At 50.4% G+C, this 16421-nt stretch carries 20 protein-coding genes; 12 read left to right on the top strand and 8 right to left on the bottom strand.

Annotated elements, in window-relative coordinates; genetic code table 11:
* The 3 genes from NK662_RS23780 to NK662_RS17500 form a co-directional block, all read right to left on the bottom strand.
* On the bottom strand, positions 1–369 hold a 369-nt coding region (locus NK662_RS23780; protein WP_368736079.1), incomplete at its 3' end, for a helix-turn-helix domain-containing protein.
* 108 nt (positions 370–477) lie between these two features.
* A complete protein-coding gene (gene rnjA / locus NK662_RS17505) occupies positions 478–2145 on the bottom strand; it encodes a ribonuclease J1 (protein ID WP_254760237.1) in 1668 nt (555 codons plus the stop codon).
* Positions 2145–2357: a DNA-dependent RNA polymerase subunit epsilon gene (locus NK662_RS17500; protein WP_254760236.1), complete on the bottom strand. Its 213-nt coding sequence runs from the start codon at positions 2355–2357 to the stop codon at positions 2145–2147. The genes rnjA and NK662_RS17500 overlap by 1 nt, the downstream gene beginning before the upstream one ends.
* A gap of 327 nt (positions 2358–2684) precedes the next feature.
* Here NK662_RS17500 and NK662_RS17495 point away from each other — a divergent pair, with 327 nt between their 5' ends.
* Both NK662_RS17495 and NK662_RS17490 read left to right on the top strand, forming a co-directional pair.
* The gene (locus NK662_RS17495; protein WP_254760235.1) at positions 2685–3584 is read left to right on the top strand and encodes a DMT family transporter; all 900 of its coding nucleotides are present in this window, start codon (positions 2685–2687) and stop codon (positions 3582–3584) included.
* A 26-nt stretch (positions 3585–3610) separates the two neighbouring features.
* Positions 3611–3796: a hypothetical protein gene (locus NK662_RS17490; protein ID WP_254760234.1), complete on the top strand. Its 186-nt coding sequence runs from the start codon at positions 3611–3613 to the stop codon at positions 3794–3796.
* A 27-nt stretch (positions 3797–3823) separates the two neighbouring features.
* Here the strand turns inward: NK662_RS17490 and NK662_RS17485 are convergent, their stop codons facing one another.
* A complete protein-coding gene (locus NK662_RS17485; RefSeq protein WP_254760233.1) occupies positions 3824–4024 on the bottom strand; it encodes a hypothetical protein in 201 nt (66 codons plus the stop codon).
* 369 nt (positions 4025–4393) lie between these two features.
* On the opposite strand from NK662_RS17485, the gene NK662_RS17480 reads away from it, so the two are divergent.
* From NK662_RS17480 to NK662_RS17465, 4 genes are all read left to right on the top strand, one after another.
* Positions 4394–4624 carry a FeoA family protein gene (locus NK662_RS17480; protein WP_254760232.1) on the top strand — a complete coding sequence of 77 codons (231 nt, stop codon included), beginning with the start codon at positions 4394–4396 and terminating at the stop codon, positions 4622–4624.
* Positions 4625–4626: 2 nt separating this feature from the next.
* Positions 4627–6630, top strand: coding sequence for a ferrous iron transport protein B (gene feoB / locus NK662_RS17475; protein WP_254760231.1), 2004 nt, complete (start codon positions 4627–4629; stop codon positions 6628–6630).
* Positions 6631–6646: 16 nt separating this feature from the next.
* Positions 6647–6814, top strand: coding sequence for a FeoB-associated Cys-rich membrane protein (locus NK662_RS17470; RefSeq protein ID WP_254760230.1), 168 nt, complete (start codon positions 6647–6649; stop codon positions 6812–6814).
* Between the two features lie 385 nt (positions 6815–7199).
* On the top strand, positions 7200–7982 hold the full coding sequence (locus tag NK662_RS17465; RefSeq protein ID WP_438503638.1) for a carbonic anhydrase: 783 nt from the start codon (positions 7200–7202) through the stop codon (positions 7980–7982).
* Positions 7983–8033: 51 nt separating this feature from the next.
* Here NK662_RS17465 and def read toward each other — a convergent pair whose 3' ends face one another.
* Together def and NK662_RS17455 are read right to left on the bottom strand one after the other, a co-directional pair.
* A complete protein-coding gene (gene def / locus NK662_RS17460) occupies positions 8034–8588 on the bottom strand; it encodes a peptide deformylase (RefSeq protein ID WP_254760228.1) in 555 nt (184 codons plus the stop codon).
* A 110-nt stretch (positions 8589–8698) separates the two neighbouring features.
* Positions 8699–8860 (bottom strand): YjcZ family sporulation protein, encoded by a 162-nt coding sequence (locus NK662_RS17455; protein WP_254760227.1) that lies wholly within the window; start codon positions 8858–8860, stop codon positions 8699–8701.
* Positions 8861–9036: 176 nt separating this feature from the next.
* Here NK662_RS17455 and NK662_RS17450 point away from each other — a divergent pair, with 176 nt between their 5' ends.
* The 5 genes from NK662_RS17450 to lpdA all read left to right on the top strand — a co-directional run bounded on the left by NK662_RS17450 (position 9037) and on the right by lpdA (position 15135).
* Positions 9037–9687: a YkyA family protein gene (locus NK662_RS17450; protein ID WP_254760226.1), complete on the top strand. Its 651-nt coding sequence runs from the start codon at positions 9037–9039 to the stop codon at positions 9685–9687.
* Positions 9688–10082: 395 nt separating this feature from the next.
* The gene (gene pdhA / locus NK662_RS17445; RefSeq protein WP_254760225.1) at positions 10083–11198 is read left to right on the top strand and encodes a pyruvate dehydrogenase (acetyl-transferring) E1 component subunit alpha; all 1116 of its coding nucleotides are present in this window, start codon (positions 10083–10085) and stop codon (positions 11196–11198) included.
* 3 nt (positions 11199–11201) lie between these two features.
* Positions 11202–12179 carry an alpha-ketoacid dehydrogenase subunit beta gene (locus tag NK662_RS17440; protein ID WP_254760224.1) on the top strand — a complete coding sequence of 326 codons (978 nt, stop codon included), beginning with the start codon at positions 11202–11204 and terminating at the stop codon, positions 12177–12179.
* A gap of 226 nt (positions 12180–12405) precedes the next feature.
* Positions 12406–13713, top strand: a complete 1308-nt coding sequence (locus tag NK662_RS17435; protein WP_254760223.1) for a dihydrolipoamide acetyltransferase family protein — start codon at positions 12406–12408, stop codon at positions 13711–13713.
* 6 nt (positions 13714–13719) lie between these two features.
* Positions 13720–15135 carry a dihydrolipoyl dehydrogenase gene (gene lpdA, locus NK662_RS17430; protein WP_254760222.1) on the top strand — a complete coding sequence of 472 codons (1416 nt, stop codon included), beginning with the start codon at positions 13720–13722 and terminating at the stop codon, positions 15133–15135.
* A gap of 66 nt (positions 15136–15201) precedes the next feature.
* On the opposite strand, the gene NK662_RS17425 is transcribed toward lpdA, so the two are convergent.
* The gene (locus NK662_RS17425; protein WP_254760221.1) at positions 15202–15672 is read right to left on the bottom strand and encodes a GNAT family N-acetyltransferase; all 471 of its coding nucleotides are present in this window, start codon (positions 15670–15672) and stop codon (positions 15202–15204) included.
* Between the two features lie 111 nt (positions 15673–15783).
* On the opposite strand from NK662_RS17425, the gene NK662_RS17420 reads away from it, so the two are divergent.
* The gene (locus NK662_RS17420) at positions 15784–16020 is read left to right on the top strand and encodes a hypothetical protein (protein ID WP_254760220.1); all 237 of its coding nucleotides are present in this window, start codon (positions 15784–15786) and stop codon (positions 16018–16020) included.
* On the opposite strand, the gene NK662_RS17415 is transcribed toward NK662_RS17420, so the two are convergent.
* The gene (locus NK662_RS17415; protein WP_254760219.1) at positions 16008–16400 is read right to left on the bottom strand and encodes a DUF1885 family protein; all 393 of its coding nucleotides are present in this window, start codon (positions 16398–16400) and stop codon (positions 16008–16010) included. The two genes, NK662_RS17420 and NK662_RS17415, sit on opposite strands and share 13 nt — an antisense overlap.
* Between the last annotated feature and the right edge of the window lie 21 nt (positions 16401–16421).

Here is a 16421-nt window from a genome sequence, read left to right as displayed (position 1 = left end):
CTTCATGGATGGACGCCCCTTTACCTTTGGTTGTAGAGCGTCAATCCCTCCTGTCTCAAACAGCCGTTTCCATGTCCACACAAGGCTAGGCGCCAAATTGAATACGGAGGCGGTTTTTTCGGCGGACGCTCCTGTTCCGTTCATATAGTGTAATACGTCCATTTTAGATTGTATCGTATGCTTTGTACAGGTTCGTCGACGTTGGATTCCCTCTATCCCATGTTCCCGATAATGAGCCACCCATCTTTTCAGAGGAGAGAGGCTTACGCAAAACTTTTCTGCGATGGTCTGAAAGGACTGTTTCCCCTCCAAATATGCCAAAACGGCTTCTAATTTTAGTTCGAGTGGATATCTTTGATATTTGGCCATAGAAAAACTGCACCTCCAATTGTTAGTGGTGTCTAACAATCGGGGTGCAGTTCATTTTGGAGCCTTTTTTCTATGGCATACAGAAAAGAGAGGCTCAGCCTCTCTTTCTCATACTTCCATAATAATCGGGAGAATCATTGGCTTGCGCTTTGTCTTCTCGTACAAGAACGGAGCCAACGTATCGGTAATCTCATTCTTGATTTCAGACCATTGCGTAGTCCGGCGTTCCATGACCTTGCTGAGGTGCGTGGCAATGAGCGTTTGCGCATCGTTGATCAGATCGCTGCTTTCACGCATATACACGAAGCCGCGGGAAATGATGTCCGGTCCGGCAGCAATTTTGAATTCCTTCATGTCAATGCTTACGACAACGATCACCAAGCCCTCTTCAGACAGGATGCGGCGGTCGCGCAGCACGATATTGCCGATGTCGCCGACGCCATTGCCGTCAATATAGACAGAACCGGATGGAACCTTTCCTGCTACAGCGGCTTCTTCATCATTGATGGCCAGCACATCGCCATTGTCTAAGATAAAGCAGTTTTCTTCCGGCACGCCGCACTCCATTGCCAATTTGGCATGCATGCGCTGCATCCGGTACTCGCCGTGAATCGGCATGAAGTATTTTGGCTTCATAAGGCGAATCATGAGCTTTTGCTCCTGCTGGCCCCCGTGTCCGCTTGTATGGATATCTGTCAGCGGTCCATGGATGACTTCCGCACCGGCGCGGTACAGCATGTTGATTGTCCGGCTGACGCTTACTGTGTTGCCGGGAATTGGTGAAGAAGAGAAGACAACTGTATCGCCAGGGATGATTTGAATTTGTCTGTGTGTCCCGTTCGCGATGCGTGACAATGCCGCCATCGGTTCACCTTGGCTGCCCGTACAAAGAATGACCATCTGATTGGCCGGGATGCGGTTGATTTGGGACGGTTCCACAAACAGTTCCTTTGGTCCGCGGACATAGCCAAGGTTCAAGCCGATTTCAACGGCTGCCTCCATGCTGCGCCCAAACACGGCAACCTTGCGCCCGGTTGCCATCGCAGCTTCAACAACCTGCTGCAGACGGTGAATATTGGAGGCAAATGTTGCGAAAATGATGCGTCCGTCCACCTTGCGGAAAATTTCATGGATGCTGTCGCCGACGCGGCGTTCAGACATGGTGAAATGCGGCACTTCTGCATTTGTACTGTCAGAGAGGAGGCAAATCACGCCCTCTTTTCCGATTTCCGCCATCTTAGTCAGGTTGGCAGGCTCGCCAACCGGCGTGAAGTCGAATTTAAAATCTCCTGTGTGCACAACTTGTCCCTGCGGCGTTTTCACGACCACACCATAGGAATCCGGAATGCTGTGCGTTGTGCGGAAGAAGGAAACAGACAGCTTCTTAAACTGTAGGACATCATCTTCCTTAATCTCAATCAGCTTTGCTTTCCGAAGCAAGCCGTGCTCCTCCAGCTTATTTTTAATCAGGCCGAGAGCCAGCTTTCCGCCGTATACTGGAATGTTCACCTGGCGCAGCAGGTACGGAATGCCGCCGATATGGTCTTCATGGCCGTGCGTAATGATCAGGCCCTTGATTTTATCTTCGTTGCGAACGAGGTATGTGTAGTCCGGAATCACATAATCGATGCCGAGAAGCTCGTCCTCCGGAAACTTAATGCCGGCATCAATAATTACGATCTCATCCTGAAACTGTACCGCGTATGTATTCTTGCCGATTTCCCCTAGTCCGCCCAGTGCAAAGACTGCTGTTTGGTCATTTTTCAAAAATTTCATTAGACATTCTCCATTATCTTGAACTGCGGGCTTTGCTGCTCGTACGCCAGGTGCGCTTCGCTCAATGCCTGCACAAGTTCGATGTTATATTTGTAAGGCGCCAGCTTGGTGCGTACTTGCCGCTCGGATTCCGCTTCCACGTACAGCACCTGTGTTTTCTCGCGCACAGGCACTTCTGACGCAAGCTGTTGATAAAATACTTTAAAAATCATTGTTAAAACCTCTCCTTGTTTCTGTATTTAGGCCGTCTTTTACTTATTATAAAGGAAACATGTCCGATTTTCATGTTTTTTTGGAAAACCGTGCACAAAAGCTGGGAGTCACGCAACCTGGCGCTTGCGCAGCAGGTCATTCCAGTACATTTTCAGCTTTTCTTTTAATTTTTTAAACATTATCTTAACCTTCCTTTCTGCTTTATAAACATCGCGCCCGTTTTTAGTAGTATGAGAAGATGGGAGCAAATTCATGTATGAAGAAGCAATTTCTATGATATTGTGGAGAGACGGGATCTATCGCTATCGCATGGAGGAGGGGAAGATTTGGGAAAGCTGTACACTGCGTTGCTTACATTAAGCATCATTTGGGGGACATCCTTCTTATTTATTAAAGTATTGACACCCGCTCTCGGACCGTGGGGAGTTGTATTTTGGCGCTGTCTGTTCGGGGCGCTGTTTTTGGTGCTTGTTCTGGCAGTCACCCGGGAGAAGGTGAATTGGCGGGAGCTGCCGCTGTTTTGGATTGTTATGGTTGGACTCATCAATAATGTGCTGCCGTTTGGCTTTATCGCCATCGGCGAGATGAGCATTTCCAGCAGCCTGGCATCAGTCATCAATGCCATGACACCCATTTCCACGCTCTTCATCGGGATGCTGCTGTTTGCCTCCCGTGTCAAAGGCATGCAGTGGGTGGGCATCATACTGGGGTTCTCAGGCATTTTGGTGCTGCTGCAATTTGATGTCCGGGAGCTGGCAGCGGGGAGCTGGAACGGGATGCTGATGGTGCTGGCAGCCACGTTCTGCTATGCGCTCGGCACCCAATTATCAAGGCGTTTTCTCGGGCACTTGTCTGTGCTTGTTTTGTCGGCGTCCACTTTGCTGGCCGCCAGTGTGCTGGCGCTGCCGATCATGCTGTTCGGGAGCAAGGAGGGCTTCCGTGCGCCGGTTTCCCATGACACCTTTCTGTCGCTCGGCGGATTGGGTGTGCTTGGTTCGGGTGCAGCCTATCTCTTGTTTTATTATATGGTGAAGCGGGGCAGTGCCGAATTCGCTTCTTTTGTGACCTATCTGGTGCCGCTGTCAGCGATGCTGTGGGGCCATCTTCTGCTGGGAGAACAAGTGACCTACTACATGGCAGCCGGGCTTGTCCTCATTTTCAGCGGCGTATACCTGTCGAATTTTAAAAAGCGGAAGGGAAAAGCCGAGGGAACAGCAGCGGCTTAAACAAAAAGGCGGAGCGCCTGGGCCTTTTGGAAGGATTTGTGTTATTCGGGGAGCCGGGGCCGGCATTGCAACGGGCCGCGCGGCAGGAGAACGAAAGCGTCCTGCGGCGCATGCTGCAAATATGGACAAGGAAGTTATCCCATCTGGTCGGCAGCACCCGGCCAGTCCCAAGCAAGCTGCTGCGGACATGTCCGCAGCAGCTGTTGCCATAAAAAAACAGGATGCATCCGCATCCCGTATTAATGCCAATATTTTGCGGCTCTCTTGCGCTCGGAACGCTCCACGCGTGTCCGCACGAGAATGCTGACCATAAAAATTCCGATTAGATAATAAAAGGAGTCCGGAATTTCCGCCTGCATCTTTTCATACCAGGAAAACAGGGCAATATGTGTCAGCCAGCCTATCAATTCAAGCCATTTCCATACTTGCAGCATCTGCATAAAACGCTCCTCCTTTAATTCTTGGCAAATGGGGAAAGAAGGAATTTCGCATATAAGCAGAAGTTGATTCTTATATCTCTATATTATCATGGAGATTATCGTGAGGCTATTGTCATATACAGGAATTCATGCGGAGTTTTGGAACTAAAAAATATTTCAGTCCATGTGATATATATGTATTGTTGTTATGGAACATCACCTGTATAATGGCGTTATAAAGTGATAATGGTTCTCATTATTAACGAGAATGCCTGTGAAGGAAGAAATTGTTTTAGGGATTGTCATATTTAAGATTGTTGTTATGATGAATTCCCATGTATAATAACGATATAAAATGATAATGGTTATCATTCTTGAGGGGGGAGCAGCATGGTGCTGACAGAACTGCAAAAGGGGAAGCAAGCAAGGATCATGGACTTGTCACATGTAAGTCCTTCCATTCAGCGGCGGCTGCTGGATTTGGGTGTGGACGAAGGGACAACGGTGTGCATCAAGGGGCTGCTGCCTTTTCAGGGGCCATGCATGATTGAAGTGTGCGGCCAGTGCATCAGCCTGCGGCGCAACGACGCAAGCTGCATCAAAGTATATACGGAGGAATAAGCATGCAGCACATTGGACTGTTCGGCAATCCGAACACGGGAAAAACGTCGCTGTTCAATGCTTTGACAGGCTCGTATGAGTATGTCGGCAACTGGAGCGGTGTGACGGTTGAAAAGAAGGTCGGAACGCTGAAGCAGAATAGAGGAGTTCTCATTGATCTGCCCGGAGTCTATTCCTTGCATCCGCTTTCACGTGATGAGCGCGTGGCGACGGACTTTCTGCTTCATGAATCCTTCTCGGCTATTTTAAATATTGTAGACGCTTCCCAGCTGGAGCGGAACTTACATTTGACAATACAATTATTAGAGTTCGGCAAGCCGGTTCTCATTGGCTTGAATATGGTGGATGTGGCCGCCGCGCGCGGTGCGAATATGGACACTGCGAAGCTTGGCAGGGCGTTGGGTGTGCCTGTCCATTCCATTGTGGCGCGCAAGGGCACCGGCTGTGAGGCACTGCTGCAGGAGCTGTCCAGCATCCCGGACGGCGAACCTCTTATGATTTACTACGGCGAGCCCATTGAGAGGGCTGTTCATGAAATTGTACAGCTTTTGCCGGATACGCTGCCTGGGACAAAGCGTTGGCATGCGCTGCAGTATCTGGAGGGCAACGAGCCGGTAATGGAGGAAGTAGCCGGCTGCATCGGCAGGGAAACAGCAGAGCGCATCGCATCCGCGGCTTTGGAGGCTGTGCAGGCGCAAGGGAGCGCCAAGACGATGAAGCAGCATATCTATAAGAAGCGGACACAGTTTATTCAAGGGGTTACAAAGGAAGCGGTGACGAGAAGCCGTGAGGAAGCGGCTTCGCTTACGGAGCGCATTGACCGCGTGGCAACGCACAAGGTGTTCGGAATTCCGATTTTCCTGCTTATGATGTTCCTGTTGTTTAAGGTTACCTTTGATTGGCTGGGCACTCCCATTTCCGATCAGCTGGACGGATTCATGGCCGGCACTCTGACAGATTGGGCGAAGCTTCTGCTGCATAAGGGCGGGGCAAGCCCATTTATTGAAGCGGTGGTGCTCAACGGCATCATTGCCGGTGTGGGCGGAGTTCTGGTATTCGTACCGCAAATTTTCATTCTGTTCTTCTTCATTTCCTTGCTTGAGGACTCCGGCTATATGGCACGGGTGGCCACGGTCATGGACCGGCTGATGGAGAAGATTGGCCTGAATGGAAAAGCGTTCATCCCGATGATTATCGGCCTGGGATGTAACGTGCCGGGGGTCATGGCGGCCCGCACCATTGAGCAGCCGAAGGAGCGTCTGCTGACGATTTTGCTGACGCCGCTTATGTCGTGCTCTGCCCGCCTCAGCGTATACAGCTTGTTCGTGGCAGCCTTCTTCCCGAAGCACCAGGCACTTGTTGTATTGTCTCTGTACGTGCTGGGCATCGTATCGGCACTTGTGCTGGCGAAGGTGTTCTCTTCGACACTGTTAAAGAACGAGTCTACGTACTTTTTAATCGAATTGCCGCCGTATCGTGTGCCGCAGTGGAAGTCGCTGCTGCGGAGCACCTGGGATAAAGGAAAAGGCTTTGTAAAAAAAGCAGGAACCTTCATCTTTGGCGGATCCGTGATTATTTGGCTCCTGTCCTATGCGGGGCCGGGCGGGCTGAATGTGGATATGGACCATAGCTACCTGGCGATGATCGGCGGGGTGCTGGCGCCATTATTTGCCCCGATTGGCTTTGCCACCTGGCAGGCGGGCGCCGCACTGATCACCGGCTTCCTCGCAAAGGAAGTTGTTGTATCAACGATGACGATTATATACAAGACGCCGGACATTGCGGCGCTGCAGGCATCTATGAACGAGTTCTTTACACCGCTCAGCGCTTACAGCTTCCTTGTATTTGTTCTGTTGTATATTCCATGTCTCGCAACAGTTGCGGTGATTCAGAAGGAAACAAACTCTAAGAAATGGACTGCATTTTCCATGGGCTACGCGCTTGTGCTGGCTTATGGTCTGAGTCTGATCGTATATGAAGGCGGCAAGCTGCTGGGATTCCAATAAGAAGGAAGGGCTTTACATGATGAACATTGTATTGGGAGCATTGATTTTTGGATATGCGGCATACAGTGTGTGGAAATTTGTACAGCGAAGCAAGCAGGGAAAGTGCGCCGCTTGTGCACTGAACAAAGCTTGTGCGGGCAGCACATGCAATGTAGTTGAAGCAAAGCAGACGAAGCAGGCATAGAGCCTGCTTTTTTCTATAAAAGGACAGGAAACCCGACATGCAGAATTCGGCGGGGACAAAGGGCTGATGCATTCCCTTCGACGTACTGAGACTCTATGTAATCAGTGCAGGCGCTTTGATGTTGTTACAGCAGTTGGACGGGAAGAGGAGAAGGGTACGTGGCTTCTTTTTGTGCAGGGGGTTATGGTACGGATGTCCTGGATATGTTATGTGATGAAGACTGTTGCTGCCCTGCAGGATTTGCAATTACATTTATTTTTTTAAATAGATAATATTAAGAATTACAGGTGCGGAAACTCTGGGCTATATTATAATCGTAAAAACGGGATATTAATACATAATAAAACGAGAGAAACGAGAGGAACAACATTTGAAAAACAAAGTAATGATGTCCGGTGCAGCGGTGCTGATGAGTATTTCCCTAGCAGCTTGCTCAGCGGCAAAGGAAGAAGTAAAAGCAGTGAAGACAGAGGCGAAGACGGCGGCAAAGGCTTGGTCCTATGAAGGAGAAACAGGACCGGAGCATTGGGGCGACCTGGACGCGGCCAATGCCGCTTGCGCCAACGGCAAGGAGCAATCTCCCATCAATCTGGAATCCGCAAAGGCGAAAAGTGTGGAGAACGGGGAGTTGCAGGTCCGGTATGCGCCGACCGTGTTCTCCATTGCCAATAACGGCCATACGGTTCAAGCAAATGCAAAGGCGGGCACGAATGTCCTGACAGTGGACGGGGTGGAATATAAGCTGGCACAATTCCACTTTCACACACCGAGCGAGCATGAGTTGAACGGCAAGGGCTACGATATGGAGCTGCACCTTGTACATAAGTCCGCTGACAACAAGCTGGCCGTGCTTGGCATCCTGCTGAAGGCTGGTCAAAAAAATGAACAGCTGGCGGCACTATGGGCAGCAATGCCAAAGGAGAAAACGACAGCGGATGTCGCTTTGAACGCACCGGTTGACCTGGAGGCATTATTGCCAAAAAACCGTGCTACGTTCCGATATAATGGCTCCCTGACAACGCCTCCTTGCAGTGAAGGTGTAAAGTGGACTGTACTGGAGCAGCCGGTAGAGATATCTGAAGAGCAAATCAAGCAATTCAAAAGCTTATTCCCGGACAATCATCGCCCTGTACAGCCTGTTAACAGCCGTGAGGTAACAAAGCATTAAAAAAGAAGCAATCCCTGCAACAACGGGGATTGCTTCTTTTTTAATGCTTCCTTAACGCTCCAAAGGGGCTGCGTGCTCCGGAACAGCAAACGGGTCATCCTTGTTAATATGATCATAGAACATGACCCCGTTCAGATGATCAATTTCGTGCTGGAACACGATGGCCGGCAGTCCCTTCAGCCGCAGCTTCACTTCTTCGCCTTCAAGCGAGACTGCTTTCACCGTAATGCGTGCATAACGCGGCACATAGCCGGGCACATCGCGGTCCACAGACAAGCAGCCTTCACCGGTAGTCAAATAGGTACGCTCCACGGAATGGCTGACAATCTTTGGGTTAAACAAAGCATAGCTGTGCAGAGTGCCGTCTTTATCATATACGTGAACAGCAATCATACGCTTTTGTACGCCGAGCTGAGGCGCAGCCAGCCCAATGCCGGGGCGCAGCCCATATTCGGCTGCCATCTCCGGATTCTGGCTGTTCATGACAAATTCAATCATACTGCGCAATGTATGTAAATCGTCTTCTGACGGAGGGAGCGTAACTTCAGCAGCCGGCTCGCGCAGCGCTGGATGTCCTTCACGGACAATATGTTCCATTGTAAGCATGATATCTCTCCTTTCTTTTTCTTCAGTCTACCACAAAACGGCAGTTTCGTCTCAAATGGAAAAGGAAGGCGGCATGCCTTCCTTTGTCCGGATAGTTTGTTGCTCCTACATTAGTGGATGCAAGCTGCACCAACGATGATCAAGAGGATGAACAGAACCACGATCAGCGCGAAGCCGCGACCGAAGCCACAGCCGCCGCCATAGCCATACACTGGTGCTGTATAAGCTGGTGCCGTATAAGTTGGGTAATAGCAATTTGTGTAACCGTACATAATATTTGCCTCCTTTTCGCTCCCGCTTACTGCGGTTAGTATACGGTATGCGGGCAGGGGAAAAGGGTGTGGTCAAATGCCTATATAATGAGTTGTATATTTTTGGGAAGGAGAGAGGAAAGCTATACATATGCAGGCATTTTGCCGAAGCTGGCAAAAGAGCGGGAGGTGAACGAATGCACCGGTATATGTGTGGGTGGCTTGCAGCCGCGCTGCTCTTGTCCGGCTGCTCGGAGCGGAATACAGTGAATGATATGTACGAAGGATTGGAAGGGGTGGCGCGGCTGGAGCAGCGCTTTGAGCAGGAGCAGGAGCCCTTGGTGATGCTCGAACGCAAGGAAAAGGATCTATACCGGCAAATTATGTCTCTGGGTATAGAGGAACGGCAAAAACGCCGCGATCTTGCTGTACGGGCGGAGCAGACACTGCAGGAGCGGGAGCAGCATCTGTCAGAGGAGCAGCACAGCCTGGAAAGAGCCAGGGCCCGGTTTCAAAAGATTGCCCTGTCGGCTTCCCGGCTGAGAAACAAGAGCTTGCGGAAGCAGGGCCGGGAGCTGCTGCAGCTGATGGACAAGCGCTATCAAACCTATGATGAATTGCATCGGCAATACGAGACTGCTTTGGCGCAGGACAAGGAGCTGTACCGCTTGTTGCAGGGAGACGGTGTCTCCTTCCTGCCGGTTCAGCAGCAGGTAAAGCGGATCAACGAGGAGTACAAGCGGGTACAGCAGCTGAATGAGGCATTTAATCAGTGGACGGACCAGTATAATACACGCAAACAGGCGTTTTACCGGAAATCAGGCTTGCGCATTGTTGTGGCGGAGTGAAGGAAACCAGCCTTTACATATTATTCTATGACAGCAGGATTAGGAAATGGGGAATAATATAACAGTGGTTCAATGCCTAGTAATACAGTGAAGAGCCACTGGAAGGAAACAGCAAGAAGAAAACAATGTCTTTGGGTTGAAAAATTGAAATCAAAGTGATTGACAGCATAATTGGAATGGTTGTAAACTAAAACTCGTGATCATTATTGTATTAATTATTTTCGAAAAAATATTAGTACAGATGCAGTAGCACACCATAATTCAACAGCAAGGCAGCAGATTCTGCCAAATCCGTACTTATCTGATGGAGCATGCGGTTGTATGTCCATCTCCGCTTTTCTGGAGTGAAAGCGTTTCACAAAAAATTGTTTGAAAATGAAGAAGAGGTGAACGGAATGGGTACTAAGACAAAAAAGGCCCTGTTTAACGCTGAAGAGCAGTTCCAAGCAATTCAAGCGCAATTTCAAACGTTTCAAATCCTGAATGAGGAAGGCGAAGTCGTCAATCCGGACGCGATGCCTGACCTGACAGATGATCAACTGAAAGAACTTATGACACGTATGGTATATACACGCGTTCTTGACCAGCGTTCTATTTCTCTGAACCGTCAAGGCCGCCTCGGCTTCTACGCGCCAACTGCCGGCCAAGAAGCTTCCCAGCTGGCAAGCCACTTTGCACTGGAGAAGGAAGACTTCCTGCTGCCAGGCTACCGTGATGTGCCGCAGATGATTTGGCACGGCCTGCCGCTGTATCAGGCATTCCTGTTCTCCCGCGGACATTTCCACGGCAACCAAATGCCTGAAGGCGTCAATACACTTCCGCCGCAAATCATCATTGGTGCGCAAATCATCCAAACAGCGGGTGTGGCGCTTGGCATGAAGCTGCGCGGCAAAAAGAATGTGGCAGTGACTTATACAGGTGATGGCGGTTCCTCTCAAGGTGACTTCTACGAGGGTCTGAACTTCGCGGGCGCTTACAAAGCACCGGCCATTTTCTTTGTGCAAAATAACCGCTATGCGATCTCTACACCGGTAGAAAAGCAGTCTGCTGCCCGCACAATCGCGCAAAAGGCAGTAGCAGCCGGTATCTTGGGCATTCAGGTAGACGGCATGGATCCGCTGGCAGTATATGCAGCTACAAGCTTTGCACGTGAGCGCGCAGTGAACGGTGAAGGCCCTACACTGATTGAAACATTGACATTCCGTTACGGTCCGCACACTATGGCGGGTGACGATCCAACTCGTTACCGTACAAAGGATATCGAAAACGAGTGGGAAAAGAAAGATCCAATCGTGCGTTTCCGCAAGTTCCTGGAGGCGAAGGGTCTTTGGTCTCAGGAAGCAGAAGAGGCTGTCATTGAAAGAGCGAAGGAAGATATTAAAGAAGCGATTGCCAAGGCTGACCAAGCTCCGAAGCAAAAGGTAACAGACCTCATCGGCATCATGTTCGAAGAGCTTCCATACAACCTGAAAGAGCAGATGGAAATTTATAAAGAGAAGGAGTCGAAGTAAGCCATGGCTCAAATGACATTGATTCAAGCAATTACTGACGCACTGCGCGTTGAAATGAAAAATGATCCAAACGTCCTGGTATTTGGGGAAGACGTTGGGGTAAACGGCGGGGTATTCCGCGCGACAGAAGGTCTGCAGGCTGAATTCGGCGAGCAGCGCGTATTTGACACGCCGCTGGCTGAGTCCGGTATCGGCGGTCTGGCAATCGGCTTGGCGCTGCAAGGCTACCGTCCGGTTCCAGAAGTGCAGTTCTTTGGATTTGTATTTGAAATCATGGATTCAATCTGCGGTCAAATGGCTCGTATGCGCTACCGTACAGGCGGCCGTTTCACTTCTCCTGTCACAATCCGTTCTCCATTTGGCGGCGGTGTTCATACACCGGAAATGCATGCGGACAGCCTTGAGGGCATGATGGCCCAACACCCAGGCTTGCGCGTTGTCATTCCATCCACTCCTTACGATGCAAAAGGTTTGTTGATCTCTGCCATCCGCAGCAACGACCCTGTTATCTACCTGGAGCACATGAAGCTGTATCGTTCCTTCCGCCAAGAGGTGCCAGAGGGTGAATACACAGTACCGTTGGACAAAGCAGATGTGAAGCGTGAAGGTAAGGACGTATCCGTATTCGCATACGGTGCAATGGTACATGCGGCTCTGAAGGCGGCAGAAGAACTGGAAAAAGAAAATGTCTCTGTAGAGGTTGTTGACCTTCGTTCTGTAAGCCCGCTTGACATTGATGCAATTGTTGCATCTGTTGAAAAGACCGGCCGTGCTGTTGTAGTGCAGGAAGCACAGATGCAAGCCGGTGTGGCTGCGCATGTGGTGGCAGAAATCAACGACCGCGCAGTGCTGAGCCTGGAAGCTCCGGTTGTGCGTGTTGCTGCAGCTGACACCATCTTCCCATTCTCTCAAGCAGAGGGCGTATGGCTGCCAAACCACAAAGATATCGTAGAAGGCATTCAGAAAGTACTGAACTTCTAATCCATATATGTGCAGAGGGATCGGCTGATTCCTTCTGCACACTTTCTTGATAGGTGAGATACGGGGGGCTGTCCAGCTCCCACGGTCTGCTCCCTGCCAGAGAAGAACCCTTGGCACAGAAAGGTAAAAAGCGCCTTTCAGGCCAAGGAACCTTCTCTTCTGGGAGCAAGGCGGACCGTGTCCGCTTTTCTTATGCATGTAACTAATGATAGAGGGGATGAATTCCGTGGCATTCGAATTTAGATTACCAGACATCGGTGAAGGTATTCACGAAGGCGAAATCGTAAAATGGTTCGTAAAACCGGGCGATGAAGTAAAGGAAGACGATGTACTTCTTGAAGTACAAAATGACAAGGCTGTTGTTGAAATTCCGTCTCCAGTAAAAGGGAAAGTATTGGAAGTGCTTGTATCTGAAGGCACAGTTGCAGTAGTCGGCGACGTCCTGATCAAGTTTGACGCTCCTGGCTATGAGCACCTGAAGTTCAAGGGCCATGATGAAGAAGCGGCTCCGGCGGCAGAAGAAGCACCGGCTGCTGCGGCGGCTGAGGCTCCTGCAGTAACACCGGCAGCACCGCTTGCTGAAGAAGCAAAGCGTGTCATTTCTATGCCATCTGTACGTAAATATGCACGTGAAAAAGGCGTAAACATCCGTCTTGTTGCAGGAACAGGCAAAAACGGCCGTGTGCTGAAGACTGATATTGATGCATTCCTGGCAGGCGGCGGAGCCCCAGCTGCAGCAGCACCGGCAGCAGAAGCAGCGCCAGTTGCAGCGGCATCAGCTGTAGAAGAAAAGGCAGCAGCACCTGCGCCGCAGCCAATCCCAGTTGGCGAATATCCAGAAACTCGCGAGAAGATGAGCGGCATCCGCAAAGCAATCGCGAAGGCAATGGTGAACTCCAAGCACACTGCGCCGCACGTAACCCTGATGGACGAAGTGGATGTAACAGACCTGGTTGCACACCGCAAGAAGTTCAAGGACGTGGCAGCTGCGAAGGGCATCAAGCTGACATTCTTGCCGTATGTCGTAAAGGCATTGACATCTGCCCTGCGCGAATTCCCAATCCTGAACACATCCTTAGACGATGCTTCTCAGGAAATCGTTCACAAGCATTACTTCAACATCGGTATTGCAGCTGACACAGACAAGGGTCTGCTTGTACCGGTTGTCAAGGATGCTGACCGCAAGTCCATCTTCAACATTTCCAAAGAGATCAACGAGCTGGCTGGCAAAGCGCGTGAAGGCAAGCTGTCTCCAAACGAAATGAAGGGTGCGTCCTGCACAATTACAAATATCGGTTCTGCCGGCGGCCAATGGTTCACTCCGGTGATCAACCATCCTGAGGTTGCAATCCTGGGCATCGGCCGTATTGCAGAAAAGCCAGTTGTAAAGAATGGCGAAATCGTAGCAGCTCCAGTGCTTGCACTGTCTCTCAGCTTCGACCACCGTTTGATTGACGGCGCAACAGCTCAAAACGCGCTGAACCACATCAAGCGTCTATTGAACGATCCACAATTACTTGTAATGGAGGCGTAATAGCACATGGTAGTAGGAGATTTTGCAGTTGAATTAGATACGGTCGTTGTTGGTGCAGGACCGGGCGGATACGTTGCGGCGATCCGTGCTGCCCAGCTTGGCCAAAAAGTAGCGATCATTGAGAAAGCCAACCTTGGCGGTGTTTGCTTGAACGTTGGATGTATCCCATCCAAGGCGTTGATTTCCGCCGGCCACCGTTATGAGCATGCGAAGCATTCCGCTGACATGGGAATCATGGCTGAAAACGTAACAGTTGACTTCTCCAAGGTACAAGCTTGGAAGGGCAGCGTGGTAAAGAAGCTGACTGGCGGCGTAGAAGGCCTGCTGAAGGGCAACAAGGTAGAAATCATTCGCGGCGAAGCATACTTTGTGGATGCTAACACACTTCGTGTCATCACAGAGGATGCCGCACAAACCTACACATTCAAGAGCGCGATCCTGGCAACTGGCTCTACGCCAATTGAAATCCCTGGCTTCAAGTTCTCTAAGCGTGTAATTGATTCTACGGGCGCACTGGCTCTGACTGAAATTCCGAAGAAGCTTGTTGTCATCGGCGGCGGCTATATCGGTATGGAGCTTGGCACAGCGTACGCAAACTTCGGCACAGAAATTACCATTCTGGAGGCTGGCGATGAGATCCTGGCTGGCTTTGAGAAGTCCATGAGCTCCATTGTCAAGCGCGGCCTGAAGAAGAAGGGCAATGTGGAAATCTTCACAAAAGCATTCGGCAAGTCTGTGGAAGAGCGTGAAGATGGTGTAACTGTACACTTCGAAACAAATGGCGAAATGAAGTCCATTGACGCTGACTATGTGCTGGTTACAGTGGGACGCCGTCCAAACACTCGTGAAATCGGCCTGGAGCAGGTGGGTGTTGCCATCAGCGAGCGCGGCTTAATCGAAATCGACAAGCAGTGCCGTACGAACATTCCAAACATCTATGCAATCGGCGATATCGTGCCGGGACCGCCTTTGGCGCATAAGGCTTCTTATGAAGGCAAGGTAGCTGCGGAAGCAATCAGCGGCCATGCGGCAGAGATTGACTATGTTGCCATCCCGGCTGTATGCTTCACAGATCCAGAGTTGGCATCTGTCGGCTACACAAAGAAGCAAGCTGAAGAAGAGGGCCTGAAGGTAACTGTTTCTAAGTTCCCATTCGGCGCAAACGGCCGTGCGCTGTCTCTGAACAGCACAGAAGGCTTCGTACAGCTGGTAACATCTGATGATGAAGATGGTTTGCTGCTTGGTGCGCAGGTTGTTGGTGCAGGTGCATCCGATATCATCTCCGAGCTTGGTCTGGCAATTGAAGCAGGCATGACTGCAGAAGATATTGCACAAACGATCCATGCTCACCCAACATTGGGCGAAATCTCTATGGAAGCTGCTGAGGTTGCTCTTGGCATGCCAATCCATATTGTAAAATAAGCATGAATGAAAGCCGCCAGGGCAGTCTGGCGGCTTTTGTTGTGTATGGCGCTCTCACTCTGTTTTTTACGGCTGTTCTGCAATCGCATGGTCCTCTTGAATAGGCAAGCAATGTGTAGCTTTATGTAAGCCGGTACAGGGGAGAAAACCTGCAGATTCGTACAGGCGCGCTGCAACCGGATTGTCTGTGTATAAAGTGACAAGCTGGTAGTGCAGGGCAGCTTCTGCCAGAACGGCATTTAGAAGAATCCGGCTGATGCCTTTGCCGCGTGCTTTCTGTGCAACGTACAGGTGTCTGACGCGCCCGATATGCGGCTGCTGTAAATAAGCATCAGGACTCAATCCGCATACACCGAGGATTTGTCCCTCATCCACCGCAGCGAATAAAGCCTCACGGGGTCTTTGGAAGGTCATGGAGCCGTTCTCATACTCCTCCAGCATCCGGCCCACAAATTGGTGCCCTTCCTGGCTGCTTTCCTCTATGAGATGATATAGGGCCTTTCTGTCCAAATGGTTCAGCTGTAAAAGCTGCATCATACTCTCCTCCTTAACAATGAGAAAACGCAGGGGGTCCCACCTGCGTTTTACTTCTGAATCAGGCCTTCCGCCCATATAGTATAGTAAGGACTAGCTAAAGGAGCTAAGGCGATGAAGGCTGCACTTGTATATTTGCTGCACTCCCTGATTTGGGGCAGCTTTTCACTTGTTACACATCTATCACAGCGCGACAAGCTGCACGCTGAGGTCGCACTGTTTCTGTTGTTTCTGTATTTCTCTTACGTTGTGGCGCATTACCTTTTGCAGCGGCGCAAGCCGGCAGCTGTCAGCGCCATCGTCAGCAGCATCATTTTTCTGATGTTGAAGGAGCTGCTTCAGCGTTTGTAGAAATACATGGTACGGCCATTAAAGAGGCGCAGTTCCCCCTCGAGTTTCTTGGCAAGAAACCGGCAAAATTCATTTGCTTTGCCCTTATCGCCAAATGTAGCTGTTTCCGGCAGCGTCAGCTGCACAAACGGCTGCTCATCTTCTGTACCAACTCCCACGTAAATCGAGCGATAGCGGTCATGAGAGGACTTTAGATGAAGAGTGGCATCCGATGTCTGAATGACTTCGTATGGGAAGGCGTTTTCAGCATATTCCCAGCCAAGCTGCTTTCCCGTTTGCGACGTGATGTGCCGGTAATATGTAAAATAGTCCTTTACATCTTCAATTGTGATGCTTTCCTTCACTGACTTAGGTACAAGCTTAATGAACGCATGCTGCATAGATAGATCCCCCAATTTTTT

The organism is Ectobacillus ponti, from assembly GCF_024294785.1.
GTDB lineage: Bacteria > Bacillota > Bacilli > Bacillales > Bacillaceae_G > Ectobacillus > Ectobacillus ponti.
Note: the sequence above shows the minus strand (reverse complement) of the source record. Positions and strands in the feature narration are given on the sequence as shown.

Excerpts from the sequence above, each read along its gene's own strand:
- rnjA (WP_254760237.1), bottom strand. The coding sequence starts at position 2,145 with ATGAAATTTTTGAAAAATGACCAAACAGCAGTCTTTGCACTGGGCGGA.
- NK662_RS17500 (WP_254760236.1), bottom strand. The coding sequence starts at position 2,357 with ATGATTTTTAAAGTATTTTATCAACAGCTTGCGTCAGAAGTGCCTGTG.
- NK662_RS17485 (WP_254760233.1), bottom strand. The coding sequence starts at position 4,024 with ATGCAGATGCTGCAAGTATGGAAATGGCTTGAATTGATAGGCTGGCTG.
- NK662_RS17480 (WP_254760232.1), top strand. The coding sequence starts at position 4,394 with ATGGTGCTGACAGAACTGCAAAAGGGGAAGCAAGCAAGGATCATGGAC.
- feoB (WP_254760231.1), top strand. The coding sequence starts at position 4,627 with ATGCAGCACATTGGACTGTTCGGCAATCCGAACACGGGAAAAACGTCG.
- NK662_RS17470 (WP_254760230.1), top strand. The coding sequence starts at position 6,647 with ATGATGAACATTGTATTGGGAGCATTGATTTTTGGATATGCGGCATAC.
- NK662_RS17465 (WP_438503638.1), top strand. The coding sequence starts at position 7,200 with ATGATGTCCGGTGCAGCGGTGCTGATGAGTATTTCCCTAGCAGCTTGC.
- def (WP_254760228.1), bottom strand. The coding sequence starts at position 8,588 with ATGCTTACAATGGAACATATTGTCCGTGAAGGACATCCAGCGCTGCGC.
- NK662_RS17455 (WP_254760227.1), bottom strand. The coding sequence starts at position 8,860 with ATGTACGGTTACACAAATTGCTATTACCCAACTTATACGGCACCAGCT.
- NK662_RS17450 (WP_254760226.1), top strand. The coding sequence starts at position 9,037 with ATGCACCGGTATATGTGTGGGTGGCTTGCAGCCGCGCTGCTCTTGTCC.
- pdhA (WP_254760225.1), top strand. The coding sequence starts at position 10,083 with ATGGGTACTAAGACAAAAAAGGCCCTGTTTAACGCTGAAGAGCAGTTC.
- NK662_RS17440 (WP_254760224.1), top strand. The coding sequence starts at position 11,202 with ATGGCTCAAATGACATTGATTCAAGCAATTACTGACGCACTGCGCGTT.
- lpdA (WP_254760222.1), top strand. The coding sequence starts at position 13,720 with ATGGTAGTAGGAGATTTTGCAGTTGAATTAGATACGGTCGTTGTTGGT.
- NK662_RS17425 (WP_254760221.1), bottom strand. The coding sequence starts at position 15,672 with ATGATGCAGCTTTTACAGCTGAACCATTTGGACAGAAAGGCCCTATAT.
- NK662_RS17420 (WP_254760220.1), top strand. The coding sequence starts at position 15,784 with ATGAAGGCTGCACTTGTATATTTGCTGCACTCCCTGATTTGGGGCAGC.
- NK662_RS17415 (WP_254760219.1), bottom strand. The coding sequence starts at position 16,400 with ATGCAGCATGCGTTCATTAAGCTTGTACCTAAGTCAGTGAAGGAAAGC.